Genomic DNA, 20,533 nt, shown 5'->3' with positions numbered 1-20,533 from the left:
ACCTTGAATTTTTTTATGAATTGATATTCTCGTAAGAATTGTTGCTATTTTGACCATATTAATAACAGGTTGACTTTCAACTAGTACATTGGAGTTAAAGGATGGTTTACATGAAAGATGAATTAAGTATAAATATCTATTTAGATGAAACTGATACTCCGTTTTCAAAATATTATAGCTCAGATGATGTTCATCTAAGCTCTGACCTTGAAGATTTTCTTTTGTCAAAGCTGCACGGTGGCAAAAGAAAAGAAGTAGAAATCTTGTTTTTAGGTCAGAATGAATTTGACGAAAAGTCATTGAAGATTGCCACATTTAATACTTTTTCTAACTTCTTGAACGAAGAGAAATATACATATGCTAGAAATGTTAAGAGGGCTATTGTTTTGTTTGTGATTGGTATTATTGTTGGGGTGATATACTTGAAGCTTTCGAGCAATCATGCCTATATTGGAGGAGTATTAAGCATTGTGTGTTGGGTTTTTATTTGGTCAGGTACAGAGGTCTATTTTTTTGAAAATCAGCAAATCAAACAAAATATTAGAAAATGTAAGAATATACTAAATGCGGATGTGCGGAAAAAAATAGAGAGTTAGTGAAAATTTTCATTCCTGCTCATTTATTGTAATAGTATTACTTGTATAATAAAGTAAACAGATGGAGAAATAAAAAGAACGGAGAAGTAAATATGTTACTAAATCAGAGGTTTACTATTGGAGAAATGGCGAAAATGCATAATATTCCTGAATCAACATTGCGATACTATGATGAAAAGGGAATTTTTCATCCAGCAATTGTTGATTCGCAAACAAATTATCGCTATTATACGATCGACCAATTTTCAATGTTAGATACGATTAAGTTTTTACGACAGTTAAATATACCGCTAAAAGAAATTAAACGATATACAGATGAAAGAACACCAGCCTTTGCGCTGGATTTATTAGAAAAACAAGAAGAGCTGCTACTGAAAAAACAAAGGGAAATGGAATATAAGTTAGCAAAAATAAAGCATAAAATTCATTTAATGAGAGAAGCTGTACAAACAAATGGTTATACGGTCAATTTTAAAGAATTACCAAAGCGTAACATTACAGATCTTCCGATTACTCCAAATGTAACAGATGATATGTTTGATTATTATATTCATTCACTGCAAAAAAATATGAAACAAGTAGATGATAGTATATTTTCAGGTGATATAGGTGTAACTGTTGCAAAAAATGCCTTATTACAACATGATTTTCAAGCATACAATAGCGTATTTATTCTTCTTGATTACATGCCATTTCATGCTGCTCCTTCAAATGTAATTGAAGAAGGAATATATGGGTGTGCGTATCATCATGGGCCATATGAAGAAACTGGTAAGACATATAAAAGGCTGTTACTAGCTATTGAGAAAGATGGGTATGAAATATGCGGTGACGCAATTGAGCTAGCCTTAATTGATTGGTCTGTAACGAATAATCAAGAGGAGCAAGTGACAGAAATCCAAATCCCTGTGGTGAGAAAAAAATAAAAACACCATTCATAACAAAATATATTTTTTACTTCTCTCTTGACCTTAAAGTAACTTGAAGGTTTACAATGTGAACAGAGAGTCGTAAAGGAGAATTTTGTAATGGAAACAACTGAGCAATTACGAGAAAAACCGATTAAAAGTTTATTTATTTCTTATTTAATTCCGGCTGTACTTGGAATGGTACTGATGTCGGTGAATATTATGATCGATGCGGTTATGGTGAGCCGTGGTGTGGGAGCAAATGGATTAGCTGGAGTAAACGTTGCTGTTCCCGCATTTTCTATCTTTTTCTCCATCTCGCTATGGATTGGGATGGGCGGAGCTACTTTGTATTCTATCGCTTTAGGAGAAAATAAAATAGAGCGAGCGCGTTCTATTTTCACACAATCTATGACGGTAGCTGTTGCGATTGTTGCTATGTTAATGATTATTTGTTTATGGAAAATAGAAGATATAGCATACTTGTTTGGAGCAAATGATGTAATTTTACCGTATTCATTAGACTATCTACATGTATTATTCACATTTGGAATGATATATGTATTAGAAAATATTTTAAGTACATTTATACGAAATGATGGAAATCCAAATTTAGCTATGGCAGGTCTTATTGTCACAGCATTGTTAAACATTGTATTTAATTATATTTTTATTTTTATTCTAGGCTGGGGGGTAACAGGATCAGCATCTGCAACTATTTTATCTGCAGCAATTGGTTTTCTTGTGCTGCTGAGTCATTTCTTTAGAAAAAACAGTATTTTAAAATGGACGAAACTTCATTTAGAATGGGAAACCGTAAAGCAAATTATGATTATTGGTTTTCCAAGTTTCACGACAGAGGTTACGGTAGCGATTGTAACGGTTGGATTTAATGTCACTTTTATTCAATATGCTGGTGAACAAGGCGTTGCATCGTATGCTATGATAAACAGTATTCATGCTATGACGTTACTTTTATTCTTTGGCGTTGGGGCAGCATTGCAACCTATCGCGAGCTTCCATTATGGTGCGAACTTAACGGAAAGATTGAAACAAGGATTGCAACTTGCAGTAAAAACAGCGGTTGTACTTGGTGTGATCGCAACACTTATTGGTTTATTCTTTGGGAAAAACCTTATCGGTTTATTTGACGTTCAATCTGAAGAATTATTAAATATGACGGTAATTGGAATTAGTTTATTCTTCACGCAATACGTATTTTTAGGTTATAACATCGTATATGGGGAATATTTTCAATCGGTAAGACAAACCAAAAAATCTGTTTTTATTATTTTAAGTCGTGGTTTGCTGCTTATCATTCCGCTACTGTGGGTGATGCCAAAATTATTTGGTGTAAATGGAATATGGCTTGTAATGCCAGTTGCCGAACTATTAACAGCGTGTGCTGTATTTGTAGCGAATCACTTTTCACATCCTGTTTCTATACGGGTGTTGGAAGAAAAACATATATAATGATGGAGTCCTCTTAACATGTTAAGGGGATTTTTTCTTGTTCTACACGAATTCGTACAAATATTACTTTTAAAGGATAAACTATCTTGAATTGGAAAATAAAACTATACAAGTAATTGGCAGCATATTATGATGAAAAAAATGGTGAAATAGGGGAGTTTATAGGAATGTCAAAAAGAAAGAGATTCAAAAAGTATTGTTTTATTTTCATTATCATTGCAGCAATTTATATGAGTAGTTTACAATACATTATTTACAAGCATGGTCACATGGAAGCGCCGAATGATGCAGATTATATGATTGTACTTGGTGCTCGTGTGAAAGGAACAGAGCCTTCTTATGCTTTGCAATATCGTATCGATAAAGCAGCAGAATATTTAAAAACACATCCACAAACAACTGTAATTGTGTCTGGGGGTAAAGGAAAAGGAGAAGATATTTCCGAAGCTTTGGTTATGAAACGCGGATTGATGAAACAGGGAGTTCAAGAAGAACGAATTACAATGGAAGATCGTTCTTCGAATACAGATGAGAACATAAAATTTTCAAAACCGCTTATTCCAACAAATAAGAAAAAAGGAATCATTGTTACGAATGATTTTCATATGTACCGCGCGAAAAAAATTGCTGGAAAACAGGGACTGCAGCTAGAGGGATTGTCTGCAAGAACACCAAAGCCAATCATCATTCAATCTAATCTTAGAGAGTATTTAGCAATTACGAAGTATTGGCTTATGAACCAAATATAATGTGAAACCTTACCAAAAGGAAAGATTGGCAAATCAAAAGGATGCGATGCAGACTGAATCAATGAGTACGTTTATATGTATGAAAACCTTGAAATATTTAGAGAGAAAGAGGTGGGGAGATAGAGAGGAATTGACATTTTTTTCTTAAAGAGGATGAACCGGGTGTTTAGTAATGGATTCATCCTCTTTAAAGAAAGGTCAAGGGAATTGTAACAATCTCAACTTATGAGAGAATACGTTTTTCTCCTTGGATTTCTTGAATCGGATTAATATTTTGTGTGAATTCAAGGGTACCCATGTATTCTCCATCTTCACTCCGTATAGCGAAATAGCGAATGTATACATATTTATCTTTGAACTTAATCCAGAAATCTTCACAATCTTTGTTTCCAGATTTAAAGTCTTCCAAGAGCTTTTCAACGATATGAACGCTTTTTGGAGGATGGCAGTTTTGAACTGTTCTGCCGATTATCGCTTTTGTACGAGCAAAGATTCGCTCTTTTCCATGAGAGAAGTAGCGTACGACATCATTCTGATCAATGTACGTAATATCCACAGGCAAGTGGTTCAACATCAGCTCTAGTTCTTTTAAAGATAGTATACCTGTTTCTAAACGTATGAATCCTTCAGACATAGCCTGCTCTTGCACTGCTTTTCTTTCAGGTTTCCATACACTCGCAGGACCTGTTAAGCAATAGCCAATTTCATCACTTTCATGAGCGATTTTAACCCATTCATCTTCTGTAAGAGTTTGAAGTGCCATTGGAAATAAAATATTTTCCTCTTTAAAAATCATTTCAGTTACCTCACGGATGACAAAGTAAACGCCGTCTAAGACCGTCTTTTTATCTCCGTTATAGTTTGCTAATGCTTGTTTCACATCTTTAATAGCGTTACGAATGACATCATCGATTCCCCACATTACTTGTGTCGGGCCGTAAATTCCGTATGTTTCTAAATAGGGAAAAAGCAGATTTTCTTTACGGCTGTAGTGTTTATCCACATCCAGCAACAGATTTAAATCTTCGATTAGTTTATAAATGTTTTCTTCACTATCTTCTTTCTCGAAACGTTCGTAGTGAAGTTGAAGCTTGAAGTTAACAAGCTTATCAATTTTTTTGTTTTCAAGCTTAAATGTATGAACTGGATGCCCAGCTTGATCTTCGGGTTTATCGGATCGATGGATTTCTTCAATGGAACCTTTAAAAATAGCTGTATGCACCGAGCATAAACGTTGTACTTCTTCCACTGGAATTCCTTCTTCTTCCATGAGTGCCTGTTCAAGTTTTGAAATTTCCGCGACGGTAATATTCCCGACTGCTTCTTCAAATTGGGCCTTCACTTCTTCCACACTTTTTCCATTATGAAGATTTTTAATAATTTCCTTTAAGATAGCTTGTCTTTCAAATTGATTCATACTTTCTTGTTCACGATTATTAATTATTTCACTCATAAGGATCCTCCTCTATTCTTTCATGTTAAATCCATTATTTTTAAAAGTTTTTTTAACGATATCGAAAGAAATTCCCTTCATCCGGCATCCATTTGGAATAGTCATCACACGGCCGACCGTGTGCAGCATGCCAGGTTTCGTTATATCTTCAAAGCCTAGCTCTTTTAAGATAGGGATGATTTCAGGGTATTTGTTAGCCAAATCGCAAACGGTTTGACTAAAATCAATCATCTTTGTCATCACTCTCACCTCGGAAATAAGTGATATTAATTCTCGAAAACAATGTAACATAGAAAGAATGAATAAGAAGTGAGGAAAATCACACGTGTGATTTTTGAAAATTTGAAGAGAAAACTAGGGAATGTTAGTTGGGGTACGCTGTGTAAAAAGAAGTACCAGAGACCGTGATAAAGAGGAATTTCTATCACGCTATTTACGGGCACTTAAGACTTCCATCTCAAGATTTTAAAGAAGCCAAAGAGATAGGTAGGGAATAGGTCCATAAAAGGCTGATTTAGGTGTCACTTTGCAATGACAATTTCATGCGTGATATATCTCACAACATGAATGTCTATATAACTTTACAATGAGGATATAAATCGATAGGAGGGTTTAATTTTGATTAATCGTGATTTCGCTCACAGTATCTTTCCTCAATATAGTTTATCCTTAATAAAAAGCTTATCTCTAGTAATACCCCCGCCTCAAAATTAAGCGAAAGCAAAGAAGTTAGGTGGAAGATGAAGCAAATCCCAACTGATAAGAGTGTTACTTTATTCTATATAGGTATTGTTCTCAAGCTCTTTGTTTCATTCGGTGGCAAAGTATATTAAAAAACTATTAGAAATATCACTTTTACAAAACTTTATAGGGTTAATGGCATGAATTCTTTTGTAAGTATCAGTAAATGACATTGTTGATAAAAAACTTTGGGTAAGGGTGTTGAAAGAATGAAGTTAATTATTCCAAAGCAGCACGGGGCATGGGGAATGTTGCTTATTCCATTCATTTTGGGTGTTTTAATTGGTAAAGGGACATGGTATCACATACCACTCTTTTTAGCATGGTTGTTTGTGTACTTAGCCACGTATCCTTTATTAATGTACGTAAAACAACCACGAAAGAAGTATTATTTACATTCTTTCTTTCTTTATTTTAGTGTAGCTTGTGTGTGTGCGATCATTGCTCTTATATACGAATGGCGTATTGTGTTCTTTTCCATTATTATGCTCCCATGTTTTTTCATAAATATTTATTTTTCTCGCCAAAAAAACGAACGAGCTTTACTAAATGATACATGTGCCATTATTTTGTTTTGTATAGGAGGAATCATTAGTTATTATTTCACAATGAAAACAGTTGATGAGAAGATATGGGTTGTTGCAACTATATCATTTTTATATTTTATGGGAAGTACGTTTTATGTGAAGACGATGATTCGTGAGAAAAAGAATCCAACGTATCGCTTTGTTTCATGGGGGTATCATTCTTTACTTGTGATTGTGACTTTAATTGTATCACCGTGGTTTACCATTGCCTTTATACCAAGTTTGATACGATCTATATTATTTTATGGTAGAAATATTTCGATTCTAAAAGTGGGTATTTTAGAGAGTATAAATTCTATTTACTTTTTTGTTTCAGTAGTATTATTAGTCAGAGCATTGCTGTAATAATTATTACAGTAAGTTTGTGAATGTTTAGTAATATTTTGATAAGAAAACTAACTCAAATAGTTTCTTTACATTTCGTATATATAAATACAAATTGAAAACACGACATAAACCCTCTTTTTTTAGGTGGGCGAGAGCAACTGGCCATGCATAGAAGCGGTCAGGACCTTTTTCTGCCATGTGCGATGTTTAAAACAAAAGGAGCAGGCCAGTAGGAGGGCATGTTGTATTTCGCATAGCAGCGATTTATATATATTATCCTGCTATTTGCGGATAGTAATTGATTATGATTTGAATGCTAAATCCTGAAAGGACTGTATAAATAATGACTTTCTATCAAATGTTAACGCCATATTATGATGAAATTTTTCCTGCAAATGAGAAACAAATAAATTTTATAGTCTCTTATTTACAAAAAGGTAGCTCTATACTGGATGTGGGCGCAGGAACAGGTAATGTAGCCCAAGCGCTAGTTGAAATGGGGTTTGCTGTTACTGCGATGGAACCAGAGAAGACGCTGGCTGCAAAAATTCGGGAGAAAGCTGCAGCTTGCGAAGGGATATTTAGTGTAAATACATTTGGAATGCAACAAATTGAAAATGTGCCTGGAGTATTTGATGGTATTTATTGTATTGGAAATACACTTGTTCATTTGGACAATTCGAAAGAAATCTTTAATTTTATCTGTGGATCTTATGAAAAATTAAAAGCAAACGGAAAACTAATTATTCAAATTGTAAATTATGAAAAAGTATTAAATGAAAATAATTTTAAATTTCCGATACTGGAGAAGAAACATTTCTCGTTTAAGCGTAATTATACGTTAGAAGGAGAAAAAGTATTATTTACTGCAACATTGAATGTGGATGATAAAGAAGTATCAAATAGTATTCCGTTATATCCCATTACGAAAAAACAACTACTGCCTATGTTAAAAGAATGTGGTTTTCGTACTGTAGAAACTTTCGGTAATTTTAAAAAAGAGGCGTATTTACCGAATGGGCCAGCTTTAGTTCTTGTAGCTACAAAATAAATATGTCATAAAAAATACTTGAGTAAAGAAAAATTTTCATTTACTCAAGTATTTTTTTTTTGTTTTTATAAAATGTGATTCAAGTCCTCTTTTTATCTTAGGAAAATTTTTATAATAAATTTGTTGTTAAGAGATAACAATTAGGAGGAATTGAAAAATATGAATAGAGAAATTAAGCTAACTGAAGATATATATTGGGTAGGGAAAATTGATGATAGGGAAGTTCCGTTTCATCGTTTAATCTTAGCAAAAGGAACAACTTATAACGCGTATCTTCTAAAAACTGAAAAACCAACAGTAATTGATACAGTTGACATAGAGTTTGGAAGAGAATTTGTAGAATATTTAAGTGAATTAATTGATCCACAAGACATTCAATATATCGTAGTGAATCATACAGAACCCGATCATTCAGGTGGATTGGCAGCATTAGCATCAAGAGCTACGAATGCTACAATTGTATGTACAGAAATCGCAGTACCTGAATTGCAGGAAATGTATAAATTGCATCACAGAAACTTTTTAGTTGTAAAAGATGGTGACACATTAGATATCGGCGGAAAGACATTGAAATTTAAAGAAACTCCATATCTTCATACAGAAGAAACAATGATCACGTATTGCATAGAGGATAAAATTTTATTCCCATGTGATATTTTCAGTACACATGTAGCGAATTATGAATTCTTTAACGATGAAGCGAATGAAGATATTACGGAAGATTTCATAGGTTATTATAATGCGATTATTCACCCGCATAGAAGATATGTCAGAACGTTAATGGAAGCATTGAAAGACTTAGATGTTCAAATGATTGCTCCGTCTCATGGATACATTTTACGTCAAGATGTACAAAAATATATCGATTTATATGCAGAAATGAGTAAAGATACAACACAAGGAAAAAAAGTAACTATTGTATATACAACCATTAAAAATAACACGAAAAAAATCGCGAATATCATTAAAGAAACATTTGAAGCAGAAAACATTGAAGTAACAGTATTTAATGCTGACAAATCAGAAAAAGCTATAATTCTAGAAAGTATTCAAGAAGCAGATGCAGTTTTCATCGGATCTTCAACTAAATACGCAGATATGATTGGAAACTTAGAAGAAATTTTAATAGAAATGAAGGAAATGAACTTAGAAGGGAAAATCGCAGCTGCATTCGGATCATATGGTTGGAGTGGTGAGGCAATTGAGGTCGTACAAGATTACCTAAATGAAACAAACATGAATGTACAAAGTACATCAAATGTTATTAAGTCTACAGGTATGACTCATGTTGAATTCCCTATTCGTATAAGATTCTCTCCAAAGGATGAAGAGAAAACAAAACGAATTAAACATGCAACAACGTTTGTTACAGATTTATTATTAAGTTCTATTTAATAGAAAAACGTAGGTGAAAATATGGAAAAGAATTTTGTTATTATCGGAAGTGGAGTAGCCGCTGTAAATGCTGCAAAGACAATTAGAGATCATGACAAGGATTCAAATATATTTATTTTTGGTGAAGAACCATCTTTACCTTATAACAGAATTAAACTGTCAAAAGAGTTATATTCAGATTTACACAGTGAAAAAGTTTTAATCAAAAAAGAAAAATGGTACCAAAATAATAATATATCGGTTTTCACAAATACAAAAGTAGTAAAAATTGATACAGAGCAGCAATATATTGTTACATCAAATCATGAAACAATTTCTTATTACAAACTATTAATTTGTACCGGTGCAAATAATAGAAGGCTACCAGTAGGTGGAATAAATAAAAAAGGTGTCTTTACGATTAGAGACATGCAGGAAGCGGATAACTTTAAAGCATGTTTAGAAGATAAAAAGCATGTTGTAAACATTGGTGGAGGCGTACAAGGATTAGAAACAGCTTGGTCTATGATGAAAGCTGGCAAACAAGTATCCATTGTAGAAGTTGCCGCTACACTAATGGGAAGACAATTAGATGAAAAAGTTTCTCTTCTATTAAAAGAAAAAATTGAAAGTGCCGGAGTAAAAGTATATGTAAATACGACTATTGATTCTATTCTTGGAGAAGAAGTAGTAACTGGAATGAAAGTGAATGGTGAACAACGAATAGATTGTGATAGTGTTGTGTATTCAATTGGGGTCACTCCTAACATTTCTTTAGTAAACAATACTCCTATTCATGTAAATAGAGGCATTATTGTCAATGAGAAGATGGAAACGAATGTGGAATCTGTATATGCTGCTGGGGATGTAGCAGAAGTAAACGGTGAAATTGGCGGACTATGGGGACGAGCAATGGATCAAGGGAAAATTGCCGGAAGTAATATGGTTTCTAATCCTGCAATTTATAAGGAAGCAATTTCAACTACTATTTTTAATGCGTTCGATGTATCTTTATTCTCGATTGGATTCGTTGATGAGAAACAATGTGATACAACTATCGTTGAAGAAGATGGTAAAGAGAAGTATACAAGGTTATTTATCAAAGATAATAAAATAGTAGGTGTCATCTCATTAGAAGGAGTTGCAGCATCCATTCCTTACAAGTCTGCTATTGAAAAGCAGGTATCATTAGAAGAGATTGATATGAAAAATACGAATGTAAGTGAAATAATGAGCAAGGTAAAAGAGAAACTGAAATCTTAATATAATAATAGAAAGAGGACATTATAATGAAAAAATATATTTGCTTACCATGTGGCTATATTTATGATCCAGAAGTTGGAGATCCGGATGAAGATGTAGAACCAGGAACAAGTTTTGAAGATTTACCAGAAGATTGGGTGTGTCCAGTATGTGGAGAAGATACTGAACATTTTGCACCGGTAGAGGAATAGCAAAAGAAAAAGTAACGAGAAGGTTATATAATTTCTCGTTACTTTTTTATATGAAAAGAATTTTTTGATGTGATTTAGGTCACTGGTTTAGCTTTTAGGAAGAGATATAATAATTTAGGTATCATAAGGATACTTTATCCCGCATTAACGGGCAGTAAGACCCCCACCTCAAGATTCAGAGAGAAGCAAAGAAGATAGGTGGGGGATAACTGCCCGTAAAAGCCCGATTGGTTCAACTAACCATCAGTGGGGATGAAGAAAACCCCCACTGACGGAAGTTTCACTTTATTACGTATTAATGTCCATAAAAGCCTGATTGGTGAGGGCTAATAATGAAAAGACACTGATTAAAATTTCATTTTATATACTATATGTAAAGTTAGGTGAGGTAATATGAAAGAACATTGTTATCATAAAAATGCAGTGGAGCCTTGTCCAAGAAAAGTTCTCATTTTTAAATCCCTATCTGATGAGGAAATTTTAAAAATAGCTGCAATGTCAAAACATAAGCAATTTAAAAAGGGACAACCATTAATTCATGAAGGGGAGAAATCAGATACATTATTTATTATTAATAAGGGGCAAGTAAAGTTATCTAAACTAACCCCTCAAGGAAAAGAGCAAATCTTGCATATTTTAACGAGCGGTGAGTGTTTTTGTGAATTAAACATATTTAATTGTGATGAGAAGAGTAATTTTAGTGCGTATGCTATGGAAGATACGAAAATTTGTATGCTAAAGAAAAATGATATGGATAGTATAATAGAGCGAAATCCAGGTATTGCATTAAAACTGTTAAAAACCGTTACAAAACGGTTAGCGCATACAGAAAATTTAGCTCATAATCTTGCAACAAATGATCCAGAAGTTAGAATTGCCTATATCATTTTAGAGTTTTGTGAAAAGTATGGTAAGGATACTGATAAAGGGATAATTATAAATTTACCGTTAACACGGGAAGAAATTGCAAGTTATATAGGGGTGACACGGGAAACAATTAGTCGTAAATTTAGTAAATTTGAAGACTTAGGGTTTATAACATCAATTGGAAATAAGCAGCTAATAATTAAAAATAAGTTAGCCTTTAGAAAATATATAGAGTAGATGGATAATTGATATTGAACTGGATAAAAAGTAAGGTTAAGTTAACTATATATACAAGTTGAAAAAACGACATAAAAACCCCTTTCTTTCTAGGGGGGACGAGAGCATCTGACCATGCATAGAAGCGGTCATGTTGTATTCTGCGTAGCTGCGATTTATATGTTGAAAAATGAAATGTTTTAATAAGAGTAACAAAACTTTAGAGGTGAATTGTACGAAAGGCAATCATATTTCATCTGTATTATGTTAATTTAGCATTTTCTTTGCACTGGTAGGAATACACTATTTCGTTTGGAAATTTGTTAAAGGTGTAGAGAAATTGAAAGCAGTTTAATATGTAAGAAAGGAGCAATCAAATACGATTGATTCTTTTCATGTATCATTGTGTTTTAAGCATATCGTTTGTGCGTATACAAAAAATATGGTAATTATGGAGTATTCACACCATAGGGGGTAGGATATGATGAATGAAATAATACATACGATGGAACAACACGTATCAGTACGGAAGTATAAGAAAGAGCCAATTCCAAAGAATATAATCGAAAGAATGATTGGAGCAGCACAGCATGCAGCATCATCACATTTTGTGCAAGCTTATTCAGTTGTATATGTAACAGATGAAGCGTTAAAAGAGCAATTAGCAGAGCTATCTGGAAATCGTCATGTGAAAAGTTGTGCAGCATTCTTTGTTTGCTGTGCAGACTTAAAGCGGTTAGAAGTAGCATGTGAAAAACAAGGGACAGAAATAAAAGCTGGTACAACAGAAAACTTTATTGTGGCAACGGTAGATGCGTCTCTCTTTGCTCAAAATTTAGCACTTGCAGCGGAATCTCTCGGATATGGCATTTGTTATATTGGGGGTATTCGTAATAACCCAGAACAAGTGAGTGAACTACTACATTTGCCAGATAACGTGTACCCAGTCTTTGGAATGACAGTTGGTGTACCGGATGAAAAGCATGGGGTGAAACCGCGCTTACCAGTTGAAGCTATTTTACATGAAAACACATATGATGAGAAGAAATATAACGAACTACTAGATGAATATGATCATACGACCAATGAATATTATAAAGAAAGATTGACAAATCAAAAGGATATAACGTGGACAGGATCAATGAGCAAGTTTATGTCACAGGAGAAACGATTGTATATGAAAGAGTTTTTGGTTAAGAAGGGATTTAACCAAAAATAATGTAGAAAAAGCAAATCTGTTCACACAGGTTTGCTTTTTTGCATGATTAAAAAACAAGGTCTTTAAAATTTATTCCCATGTGTTTTTCAATCATAAAAAAATCACCGGAAAAGATTTTAGCAGAAGCTAAAGTCTTTTTTTGTTTGCGAAATAAAAATATTTCAAATTTTTGATTGACGATTTATTCCTATGCTGCTAATATACTGAATAATTTTGCAAAATTATAAAACTGATTCGATAGATACCGAATCAAAGAGAGGGGACCATATGGTACACATTACATCTTGGTTTGAGCGGCATGTCAAAGTTGTTTATTCACCATTTCGCGAAATGTTATTAAGTCTGCACGTTTTATCTAATCCGGCACATCATGTGAAGCGACTACCGTGGGCAGAAAATCTATTGAGTATGATGAATGAAAATGAAAAGGAATAGCTGCATGAAATTAACAAAAAAAGTGATGATTGGTTTCGATTTATCGACTGGTGTTCAGATTTTTCAGTTGAAGTGTATGTAGAAGAAGGGATTGAAAGATTACGAGCTACAGATGAAAAGGCATTTCAAAGATTTTTTCCGGATTTAGAGAAAGAAACGATTTGTAATTTTTTATACGAATACCATCAATGTTATTTTGCAAGGGAGCTTTTTCGAATTGAACCTTGGCTCCAGCAATCCGTACATGATTTGAAAGAAATGATAAAACAAAATCCATTATTACTTTCTAAGACGTTACATCCAAGATTTCTAATTGAAGGGGAGCACATCACATTTTTAAAAGCACGTACATGGCAGTATCGTTTTGTAGATTTATCTGCAATCACGTTTTATCCATCAACTTTTATCGCACCCCATTTGCTAATGGATAACTTCATTTCTACTCATATAAAAGTGTATTATGAAGTCGGAATTGCTTCATCCTATCCAGATGAAGTACCAAAAGATTTATTGCAAATTTTACAAGCGATATCAGATGAAACACGTTTAAAAATGTTGCGAGACTTATCATTTCAATCGTTTTGTACGCAGCAATTAACAGAGAGATACAACCTTACGAAATCGACTGTTTCGAATCATTTGAAAATACTTGAAGCAACTGAACTAGTACAAAAAGAAAGAAAAGGATATTACGTATTTTATCAAACAAATCGTGAAAAGCTGGAACAAATTCGAGTAGATTTAGATCAATTTATGGACTTTCCAGCCATTCATAAAATAGAGGAGGAAAAAACGTGTGGTTAACGTTTTGGGCTACATTTCGTCGTGATTTTTATACGATGCAAAGAGCGTATCCATGGGCATTTTTTCTTGGCCATATTTTAAGTGGTATTTATATTGTATTGTTTTCGTATTTATCGTACCACTTTATGTTCCAAGGAAAATTAAATGATAGCTTTATAAAACTAGGAAAAACAGATGATTATCTTTCCTACGTTATACTAGGTGCTGTTTTTTATTCGTTTGCCGTTTCTTTATTAATGATTGTGAGTCGAACGTTCATTACAGAATTACGTGAGGGAACGTTAGATGTACTGTTGTTAACTCCATCATCTCGGCAAGGATATTTTTTAGGAGCAGCTGCGCAAGGAATGCTTCGAGTTGGACTTGAATTTATTGCAATTTTTATGTTTGGTTTGTTGTTTGGATTGCAATTTCGTGAAATGAATATCGTTGCTGTATCACTGTTATTACTTATTTTCTTTTTTTCAATTTTTGCGCAAGCATTAGTGCTTGGAGCTTTCATGCTTTATTTTCGAGATACATATTTAACGCAAAATACGTTGTTTATTTTTATGAGTCTTGTTAGCGGAGTATTTTTTCCGGTAGGCTATCTTCCTGCGTTTTTACAGACTATAAGCTTGCTCATGCCATTATCACATGGCCTATCAGCATTTCGATTATGCATAATCGAGGGCGGGAATGTAACTGCTATACAATCTGATCTTATGTGGTTACTAGGATTAGGAGTTGTTTACTTTGTAATTGGTGTAATAGCTATAAAACGAATGGAAAAGTATGTTATTGAAAAACATTTTGCATAGGGGAGATTTGGATGATACGGGCGAAACAACTTGTGAAACGCTATGAATTAGAAGAAAAAATAGGTTTTTTTCGCAAAAAAAGAAAAATAATTGAGGCAGTGAACGGGTTAGATTTAACAATTGAGAAAGGAGAAATTGTTGGTTTGTTAGGTGTGAATGGTGCTGGAAAAACAACAACCATTAAAATGTTAGCTACGCTTCTTGAACCGACTTCAGGTGTGATTGAAATTGATGGAACAGATAGTACAAAACAGGATATTCTTGTGAAGAAAAAAATTAATATGATTGCTGGTGGGGAGCGTATGCTTTATTGGCGCTTAACGGGGAAAGAAAATCTTCAGTATTTTGGAAGTCTATATGGTTTAAAAGGAGCAGAATTAGAAGAACGCATTCATTTTCTTTTGAAGCAAGTAGAGTTAGAAGAAGCTGCCAATACACCTGTTGAACGATATTCAAAGGGAATGAAACAGCGCTTACAAATTGCAAGAGGACTCATCAATGATCCTGATTATTTATTTCTTGATGAGCCGACATTAGGATTAGATGCACCAGTAGCAAAAAAATTACGAGAAATGGTATATAAATTAGCGAAAGAACAGAATAAAGGAATTTTATTAACAAGTCACTATCTTGAAGAAGTAGAAGAGCTTTGCGATCGTCTTTATATTATTGAAAAAGGAAGTCTTCTGTATGAAGGAACTCCTCAAGATATTATACAATCTATTGTACGTGAGCATCATTTAGAAATTGTGATTTCTGTATTATCAAATGAATTAACGGAACAATTGGAGCGTTCTTTTGGAAAAAGAGAAATAAAGTTTGTAAAGGAACATATGGGAGATGGACTGCGCTATGAATTAACAGCATCTTTTGATATGACCACGGTAGTTTTATCGTTATTAGCAAAACATCAAATTAGCATACTACAATTAGAAACACATAAAGCGAGATTAGAGGATGCAATCTTGCAAATTGCAAATGGGGTGAGTGCGTGAATATGTTTTTTGCAGAATGGAAGAAGAGTCACCGTAATCATTTTCATAGTAAAATGGTCTATTTTTCTTTATTCATTTGGCCTGTATTATTATTTGCGACCGCTTATTTTTCGGTGAAACCATTTGATACATCAAATAGTAGTCCACTGGCAAAATGGATGGATCCAAAGCAAATTAGCTTTTTTCTCATTACAGGTTATATCGGCTATGTTTTCTTTTGGAGTCTTGTCCAATCAGCATGGCAAATGTCATGGGAACGTCAAAATGGGACATTAGAGCTCATTTTTTTAACACCTGTATCACGCGTATGGATGATGTATTGCCGGGCAGGAGCAAATTTAATAGAAGGTGTATGGATGTTTACCGTTTTCTCTATACTCATTGTCTTATTTCTTGATGATGTGAAGGTACCACCAGTTGAAAATATTGTATTTGCTTTTATTGTGTTATGTATTTCAGCAGTTGTATGGGGAGGGGTCTTGAACACTATCTTTTTATTTTCAAGAGATGCGAGCATTCTCTTTACAATTTTAGAAGAACCGATGCAATTTTTTGCTGGTGTACGTATTCCTATTGTTGTGTTGCCTTTATGGGGAAAAATAATGGCAGCGTTGTTTCCATTAACATATGTGCTACAAATATTTCGCTCACTATTGATGGAGGGAAAGAGTATTTTAGATTTATTCCCAAACTTATGCTTGTTATTTAGTATGTTAGCCTTGTTGGTGATCATATCTTATTTGCTCGTTCGGAAGGCAGAAAAGCATGCGAAACGAACAGGGAATATGGTTTTGTTTTAAGAGGAGGGAGAAAAAATGGAGATTTTTCAAGGTGCAGCAGCATTATGTATCAATAAAGATGAAAATTTATTAATGGTATTACAAGGACGACCAGATGTAAAAGAGGAAGAATTAAAATGGTCCGTGCCATCTGGAGGGAAATTTGAAAATGAAACATTTGAACAGTGTTGTATTCGTGAAGTGAAAGAAGAAACGGGATATGATGTACGAATCATTCAAAAGGTACATGAAAAAACTGGTGATAGCAATGGGTATAACGTTCATATTGTGTACTATGAAGTAGAAGTGATTGGCGGAAAAGCAGAAATATGTGATCCGGACGGTTTAATTCATGAAATTAGTTGGAAAAGTTTGAGTGAAATAGAAAGAATCCACTTATCTTTTCCAGAGGATAAAGAGTTGTTTCATCAATTTGTTCTAGATGAAAATTACTTTTAATGAAAGAAGAGAATAGTAAGATAGAAGAAACCGCATGAAAAATTTTCATGCGGTTTCTTCTATAAAATATATAAGTAGTTTCTTTAAAGTATAAACTGTTACTGTTTACAAGCCCCAACATCAATCCCAGCAGCAATTAATTTTTGTTCGCCTTCTTTTTCAATAATCTTTTGTAACTTTGATAAGAATGAATCAAAATCCGTATGCTGAGCAACTTGGAATGTCATTTTGTGTTCGATAGGCAGCCATGTATCGATGTCTGCTTCATTATGTTGAATTTTTACTTCTAGCTTATCTAAAGCATTTGCTACTTTTGCTTCATACGTTTCTTTTTCTTCAAACTCCATCCATAGTTCATATAATTCTTCCCCAAGTGGGCCTGACAGTGTATGTTTAATATTCAGAATCGCTTGTTGTTCATTTTCTTGTTTTTTTCGTGTTAATTCTTCACTATTCATCGTATCGAATGCAGGGATATCACCAGCTTCCGCTTCGACTAAATCGTGGATAATTACCATCTTAAGTAATTTTTCGATATTCACTTTTTCATCTAAATAAGGATGAACGAGGATAGCCATGAGTGACATACGCCATGTATGCTCTGCTACACTCTCTTGACGGCCGTTAGAGAGCCAACTGTGCCGCATTTCATATTTTAGTTTTTCTGCTAGTGCAATAACTTTTAAAATGTTATATTCCATATAAATTCGCCTCCATATATTTTAATCTTAATACGAAAGTAGAATGTGTCAATTTTATATTTATATTAAGATTTATAGATATTATGTAATTGGGCTAAATGAAAACCTGTACGTTTAGAAAATATGGTTCACTTGCTAGTAGTGTGGGTTTGAAATAAAGTGACGATGTTTTATCTCTTTACTCGAAGGATTTTAGAGGAGTTTGGATTAGGTGAAGATGATTCTGATATTGCATTCCGTAAAAAAGAATGTTAGTCTGAAAATAGAATTATGAGAGGACTGATGAGTGAATAATGATTAACTAATCTATATTTTAATTTGAAATGAATAACTTCAAACTACAAAATATAGGGTTAGTCTATCCATTTTTTATAAATCAGTTCATGCTTTATTTGTCATAATTCCAATGATGAATATGGACTTATTAAGTATAAGTGAAAGACTAATCCTTCCAATTACAAATTGGGAGGATTTTTTTTCTCTTATAGGTAAGTTCATATTTATTAATCAGTAACTGTAACTGAACAAATAAAGGAGAGAGAAAAATGAGTAATTCAGACACTATTGTTACACATGTAATGCTCTATATAAGTCGTTAATATCCATCACACTTATATGGAGGAATTAAAAAGTTGATGGATATTCCGACTTTATACGAAAAGTGTTGATCTATAAAGGAGGAATTATTATGTCAATGATACAAGTTCAAGACTTAACTTTTTCATACCCAGGTAACTTTGATAATATTTTTGAAGGTGTAAACTTTCAAATAGATACAGATTGGAAATTGGGCTTTATTGGTAGAAACGGACGAGGTAAAACGACATTCTTTAATTTGTTATTAGGGAATTATGAATATAGTGGGAAAATCACTGCTTCGGTAGAATTTAATTATTTTCCTTATCCAGTTTCGGATAAGAACAAGTTTACTTATGAAATTCTTGAAGAAATTTGTCCCCAAGCAGAAGATTGGGAATTTCTGCGTGAAATATCCTATTTAAATGTTGATGCTGAGGTTCTGTACCGACCATTTAAAACATTATCAAATGGAGAACAAACAAAGGTGTTGCTTGCTGCACTGTTTTTGAATGAGGGTCAATTTCTATTAATTGATGAGCCAACAAATCATCTAGACACTGATGCACGAAAGATGGTCTCTGCTTATCTAAGGAAGAAAAAAGGGTTTATTTTAATTTCACATGACAGAATCTTTTTAGATGGATGTGTTGACCATATTTTATCTATAAATAGAGCGAATATTGAAGTTCAAAGTGGTAACTATTCTTCTTGGAAGTTAAATTTTGATAGACAGCAGGAACATGAGGAGGCTACAAATGAGCGTCTACAAAAAGACATAGAGAGATTAAAACAGTCTTCAAAGCGTTCAGTAGGTTGGTCTCATCAAGTGGAAGCTTCCAAAAATGGAACAAGGAATTCAGGATCTAAGTTAGATAAGGGTTTTGTAGGACATAAAGCGGCCAAGATGATGAAGAGAGCGAAGAACATTGAATCAAGGCAACAAAAAGCTATTGAAGAAAAGTCAAAATTACTAAAAAATGTAGAGAAAACTGAGTCGTTAAAATTAGAACAATTGAAATTTCAGTCAAATGAATTGGTTGTTTTGGCTGATGTGTCTGTTAAGTATGATGACCAAATAGTAAATGAACCAATTAGCTTCATAGTTGAACAAGGGCACCGAATTGTACTTGATGGAAAGAATGGAAGCGGGAAAAGTAGTATCCTAAAGCTAATTCTAGGACATTCAATACAGCATACAGGCTCAGTTAATTTAGGTTCAGGACTCATCATTTCCTATGTCGAGCAAGATACTTCTCATTTGAAGGGATCGTTATCGGACTTTATTGAAGAGCACGAGATTGATGAGACGTTATTTAAATCCATCCTACGTAAGATGGATTTTGACCGAATTCAATTTGAGAAAGATATATCTCATTATTCTGGCGGACAAAAGAAAAAGCTGCTTATCGCTAAAAGTTTATGTGAAAAAGCTCATTTATATATATGGGATGAACCATTAAACTTTATTGATATTTATTCGCGTATGCAGATTGAAGAGCTTATTCAACAATTTAATCCAACAATGGTTATTGTTGAGCATGATAAGACATTTCAACAAACAGTTGCAACAAAAACTATATCTATGTAGTTCAAAGTGAATGATTGAAGATATAATCAGTAAATCAAGTCATTAAACTATAGGACGCTTTAATGGAGTGATGAAAAAAGCCTAATTTCTCTATGGTATTATCCCCTTTAAGTAGACATTCAAAAAAACCTTCATGATAAGATGAAGGAAAGAATGAAACTTGGAGGGGATTTTTCTATGGCGAAAAAGGGACAACAATTTCAATCCTACACGGAAGAATTTAAGTTAGATGCCGTTAGGGCCTATGTGAATGGGTCCGAAAGTTATCAAAGGCTCTCAGAACGATTAGGTATTCGAAGTTGTACACAATTAAAGGTTTGGGTGAAAAAATGGAAAAATGGTGAACCATTTGATGAACGTAGTAAAGGTAATGCACCG

General features: G+C 33.5%; 22 protein-coding genes. 19 read left to right on the top strand and 3 right to left on the bottom strand.

The window, feature by feature from the left end:
- The first annotated feature begins 110 nt into the window (after positions 1 to 110).
- The 4 genes from BR72_RS17335 to BR72_RS17320 all read left to right on the top strand — a co-directional run bounded on the left by BR72_RS17335 (position 111) and on the right by BR72_RS17320 (position 3,726).
- Positions 111 to 596 (top strand): hypothetical protein, encoded by a 486-nt coding sequence (locus BR72_RS17335; protein ID WP_035434923.1) that lies wholly within the window; start codon positions 111 to 113, stop codon positions 594 to 596.
- A 92-nt stretch (positions 597 to 688) separates the two neighbouring features.
- The gene (locus tag BR72_RS17330) at positions 689 to 1,522 is read left to right on the top strand and encodes a MerR family transcriptional regulator (RefSeq protein WP_035434921.1); all 834 of its coding nucleotides are present in this window, start codon (positions 689 to 691) and stop codon (positions 1,520 to 1,522) included.
- A 102-nt stretch (positions 1,523 to 1,624) separates the two neighbouring features.
- Positions 1,625 to 2,977, top strand: a complete 1,353-nt coding sequence (locus BR72_RS17325; protein ID WP_035434919.1) for an MATE family efflux transporter — start codon at positions 1,625 to 1,627, stop codon at positions 2,975 to 2,977.
- Positions 2,978 to 3,144: 167 nt separating this feature from the next.
- Complete coding sequence (locus tag BR72_RS17320) at positions 3,145 to 3,726, top strand: YdcF family protein (RefSeq protein ID WP_035434917.1); 582 nt, start codon at positions 3,145 to 3,147, stop codon at positions 3,724 to 3,726.
- Positions 3,727 to 3,949: 223 nt separating this feature from the next.
- On the opposite strand, the gene BR72_RS17315 is transcribed toward BR72_RS17320, so the two are convergent.
- Together BR72_RS17315 and BR72_RS17310 are read right to left on the bottom strand one after the other, a co-directional pair.
- Positions 3,950 to 5,179, bottom strand: a complete 1,230-nt coding sequence (locus BR72_RS17315) for a DUF438 domain-containing protein (protein WP_035434915.1) — start codon at positions 5,177 to 5,179, stop codon at positions 3,950 to 3,952.
- A 12-nt stretch (positions 5,180 to 5,191) separates the two neighbouring features.
- Positions 5,192 to 5,419 carry a DUF1858 domain-containing protein gene (locus tag BR72_RS17310; protein ID WP_035434913.1) on the bottom strand — a complete coding sequence of 76 codons (228 nt, stop codon included), beginning with the start codon at positions 5,417 to 5,419 and terminating at the stop codon, positions 5,192 to 5,194.
- Positions 5,420 to 6,129: 710 nt separating this feature from the next.
- Between BR72_RS17310 and BR72_RS17305 the strand changes: the two genes are divergently transcribed.
- The 13 genes from BR72_RS17305 (at position 6,130) to BR72_RS17250 (ending at position 17,287) form a co-directional block, all read left to right on the top strand.
- Positions 6,130 to 6,852 carry a YwiC-like family protein gene (locus BR72_RS17305; protein ID WP_035434911.1) on the top strand — a complete coding sequence of 241 codons (723 nt, stop codon included), beginning with the start codon at positions 6,130 to 6,132 and terminating at the stop codon, positions 6,850 to 6,852.
- Positions 6,853 to 7,177: 325 nt separating this feature from the next.
- On the top strand, positions 7,178 to 7,885 hold the full coding sequence (locus BR72_RS17300; protein ID WP_035434909.1) for a class I SAM-dependent methyltransferase: 708 nt from the start codon (positions 7,178 to 7,180) through the stop codon (positions 7,883 to 7,885).
- Between the two features lie 159 nt (positions 7,886 to 8,044).
- Positions 8,045 to 9,280, top strand: a complete 1,236-nt coding sequence (locus tag BR72_RS17295) for an FprA family A-type flavoprotein (RefSeq protein WP_035434907.1) — start codon at positions 8,045 to 8,047, stop codon at positions 9,278 to 9,280.
- Between the two features lie 21 nt (positions 9,281 to 9,301).
- Entirely contained in the window at positions 9,302 to 10,522 is a 1,221-nt protein-coding gene (locus BR72_RS17290; RefSeq protein ID WP_035434905.1) for an NAD(P)/FAD-dependent oxidoreductase, read from the top strand.
- A gap of 26 nt (positions 10,523 to 10,548) precedes the next feature.
- Complete coding sequence (gene rd, locus BR72_RS17285; RefSeq protein WP_035434903.1) at positions 10,549 to 10,713, top strand: rubredoxin; 165 nt, start codon at positions 10,549 to 10,551, stop codon at positions 10,711 to 10,713.
- A gap of 393 nt (positions 10,714 to 11,106) precedes the next feature.
- Positions 11,107 to 11,817 carry a Crp/Fnr family transcriptional regulator gene (locus BR72_RS17280; protein WP_035434900.1) on the top strand — a complete coding sequence of 237 codons (711 nt, stop codon included), beginning with the start codon at positions 11,107 to 11,109 and terminating at the stop codon, positions 11,815 to 11,817.
- A gap of 463 nt (positions 11,818 to 12,280) precedes the next feature.
- Positions 12,281 to 13,015, top strand: a complete 735-nt coding sequence (gene nfsA / locus BR72_RS17275; RefSeq protein ID WP_035435626.1) for an oxygen-insensitive NADPH nitroreductase — start codon at positions 12,281 to 12,283, stop codon at positions 13,013 to 13,015.
- A gap of 267 nt (positions 13,016 to 13,282) precedes the next feature.
- Positions 13,283 to 13,450, top strand: coding sequence for a DUF5937 family protein (locus BR72_RS27180; protein ID WP_231559731.1), 168 nt, complete (start codon positions 13,283 to 13,285; stop codon positions 13,448 to 13,450).
- 72 nt (positions 13,451 to 13,522) lie between these two features.
- Positions 13,523 to 14,254, top strand: a complete 732-nt coding sequence (locus tag BR72_RS17270) for an ArsR/SmtB family transcription factor (protein ID WP_231559730.1) — start codon at positions 13,523 to 13,525, stop codon at positions 14,252 to 14,254.
- Entirely contained in the window at positions 14,245 to 15,054 is an 810-nt protein-coding gene (locus BR72_RS17265; RefSeq protein ID WP_035434898.1) for an ABC transporter permease, read from the top strand. Before BR72_RS17270 ends, BR72_RS17265 begins: the two co-directional genes overlap by 10 nt.
- An 11-nt stretch (positions 15,055 to 15,065) precedes the next feature.
- Positions 15,066 to 16,049 (top strand): ABC transporter ATP-binding protein, encoded by a 984-nt coding sequence (locus tag BR72_RS17260; protein ID WP_035434897.1) that lies wholly within the window; start codon positions 15,066 to 15,068, stop codon positions 16,047 to 16,049.
- Positions 16,050 to 16,051: 2 nt separating this feature from the next.
- Positions 16,052 to 16,849, top strand: a complete 798-nt coding sequence (locus tag BR72_RS17255) for an ABC transporter permease (RefSeq protein WP_035434895.1) — start codon at positions 16,052 to 16,054, stop codon at positions 16,847 to 16,849.
- A gap of 15 nt (positions 16,850 to 16,864) precedes the next feature.
- Complete coding sequence (locus tag BR72_RS17250; protein WP_035434893.1) at positions 16,865 to 17,287, top strand: NUDIX hydrolase; 423 nt, start codon at positions 16,865 to 16,867, stop codon at positions 17,285 to 17,287.
- A gap of 98 nt (positions 17,288 to 17,385) precedes the next feature.
- On the opposite strand, the gene BR72_RS17245 is transcribed toward BR72_RS17250, so the two are convergent.
- The gene (locus BR72_RS17245) at positions 17,386 to 17,988 is read right to left on the bottom strand and encodes an HD domain-containing protein (RefSeq protein WP_035434891.1); all 603 of its coding nucleotides are present in this window, start codon (positions 17,986 to 17,988) and stop codon (positions 17,386 to 17,388) included.
- Between the two features lie 688 nt (positions 17,989 to 18,676).
- On the opposite strand from BR72_RS17245, the gene BR72_RS17240 reads away from it, so the two are divergent.
- Positions 18,677 to 20,155: an Lsa family ABC-F type ribosomal protection protein gene (locus tag BR72_RS17240; protein WP_035434889.1), complete on the top strand. Its 1,479-nt coding sequence runs from the start codon at positions 18,677 to 18,679 to the stop codon at positions 20,153 to 20,155.
- A 177-nt stretch (positions 20,156 to 20,332) separates the two neighbouring features.
- On the top strand, positions 20,333 to 20,533 hold a 201-nt coding region (locus BR72_RS17235; RefSeq protein WP_035434793.1), incomplete at its 3' end, for a transposase.

The sequence above is a fragment of the Bacillus sp. UNC322MFChir4.1 genome (assembly GCF_000746135.1).
In the GTDB taxonomy this organism is placed as follows: domain Bacteria; phylum Bacillota; class Bacilli; order Bacillales; family Bacillaceae_G; genus Bacillus_A.
This window is presented reverse-complemented; position numbering and strand designations above follow the sequence as displayed.

Excerpts from the sequence above, each read along its gene's own strand:
- nfsA (WP_035435626.1), top strand. The coding sequence starts at position 12,281 with ATGAATGAAATAATACATACGATGGAACAACACGTATCAGTACGGAAG.
- BR72_RS17295 (WP_035434907.1), top strand. The coding sequence starts at position 8,045 with ATGAATAGAGAAATTAAGCTAACTGAAGATATATATTGGGTAGGGAAA.
- BR72_RS17330 (WP_035434921.1), top strand. The coding sequence starts at position 689 with ATGTTACTAAATCAGAGGTTTACTATTGGAGAAATGGCGAAAATGCAT.
- BR72_RS27180 (WP_231559731.1), top strand. The coding sequence starts at position 13,283 with ATGGTACACATTACATCTTGGTTTGAGCGGCATGTCAAAGTTGTTTAT.
- BR72_RS17310 (WP_035434913.1), bottom strand. The coding sequence starts at position 5,419 with ATGACAAAGATGATTGATTTTAGTCAAACCGTTTGCGATTTGGCTAAC.
- BR72_RS17250 (WP_035434893.1), top strand. The coding sequence starts at position 16,865 with ATGGAGATTTTTCAAGGTGCAGCAGCATTATGTATCAATAAAGATGAA.
- BR72_RS17280 (WP_035434900.1), top strand. The coding sequence starts at position 11,107 with ATGAAAGAACATTGTTATCATAAAAATGCAGTGGAGCCTTGTCCAAGA.
- BR72_RS17320 (WP_035434917.1), top strand. The coding sequence starts at position 3,145 with ATGTCAAAAAGAAAGAGATTCAAAAAGTATTGTTTTATTTTCATTATC.
- BR72_RS17240 (WP_035434889.1), top strand. The coding sequence starts at position 18,677 with ATGTCAATGATACAAGTTCAAGACTTAACTTTTTCATACCCAGGTAAC.
- BR72_RS17290 (WP_035434905.1), top strand. The coding sequence starts at position 9,302 with ATGGAAAAGAATTTTGTTATTATCGGAAGTGGAGTAGCCGCTGTAAAT.
- BR72_RS17335 (WP_035434923.1), top strand. The coding sequence starts at position 111 with ATGAAAGATGAATTAAGTATAAATATCTATTTAGATGAAACTGATACT.
- BR72_RS17255 (WP_035434895.1), top strand. The coding sequence starts at position 16,052 with ATGTTTTTTGCAGAATGGAAGAAGAGTCACCGTAATCATTTTCATAGT.
- BR72_RS17325 (WP_035434919.1), top strand. The coding sequence starts at position 1,625 with ATGGAAACAACTGAGCAATTACGAGAAAAACCGATTAAAAGTTTATTT.
- BR72_RS17245 (WP_035434891.1), bottom strand. The coding sequence starts at position 17,988 with ATGGAATATAACATTTTAAAAGTTATTGCACTAGCAGAAAAACTAAAA.
- BR72_RS17315 (WP_035434915.1), bottom strand. The coding sequence starts at position 5,179 with ATGAGTGAAATAATTAATAATCGTGAACAAGAAAGTATGAATCAATTT.
- rd (WP_035434903.1), top strand. The coding sequence starts at position 10,549 with ATGAAAAAATATATTTGCTTACCATGTGGCTATATTTATGATCCAGAA.
- BR72_RS17300 (WP_035434909.1), top strand. The coding sequence starts at position 7,178 with ATGACTTTCTATCAAATGTTAACGCCATATTATGATGAAATTTTTCCT.
- BR72_RS17260 (WP_035434897.1), top strand. The coding sequence starts at position 15,066 with ATGATACGGGCGAAACAACTTGTGAAACGCTATGAATTAGAAGAAAAA.
- BR72_RS17305 (WP_035434911.1), top strand. The coding sequence starts at position 6,130 with ATGAAGTTAATTATTCCAAAGCAGCACGGGGCATGGGGAATGTTGCTT.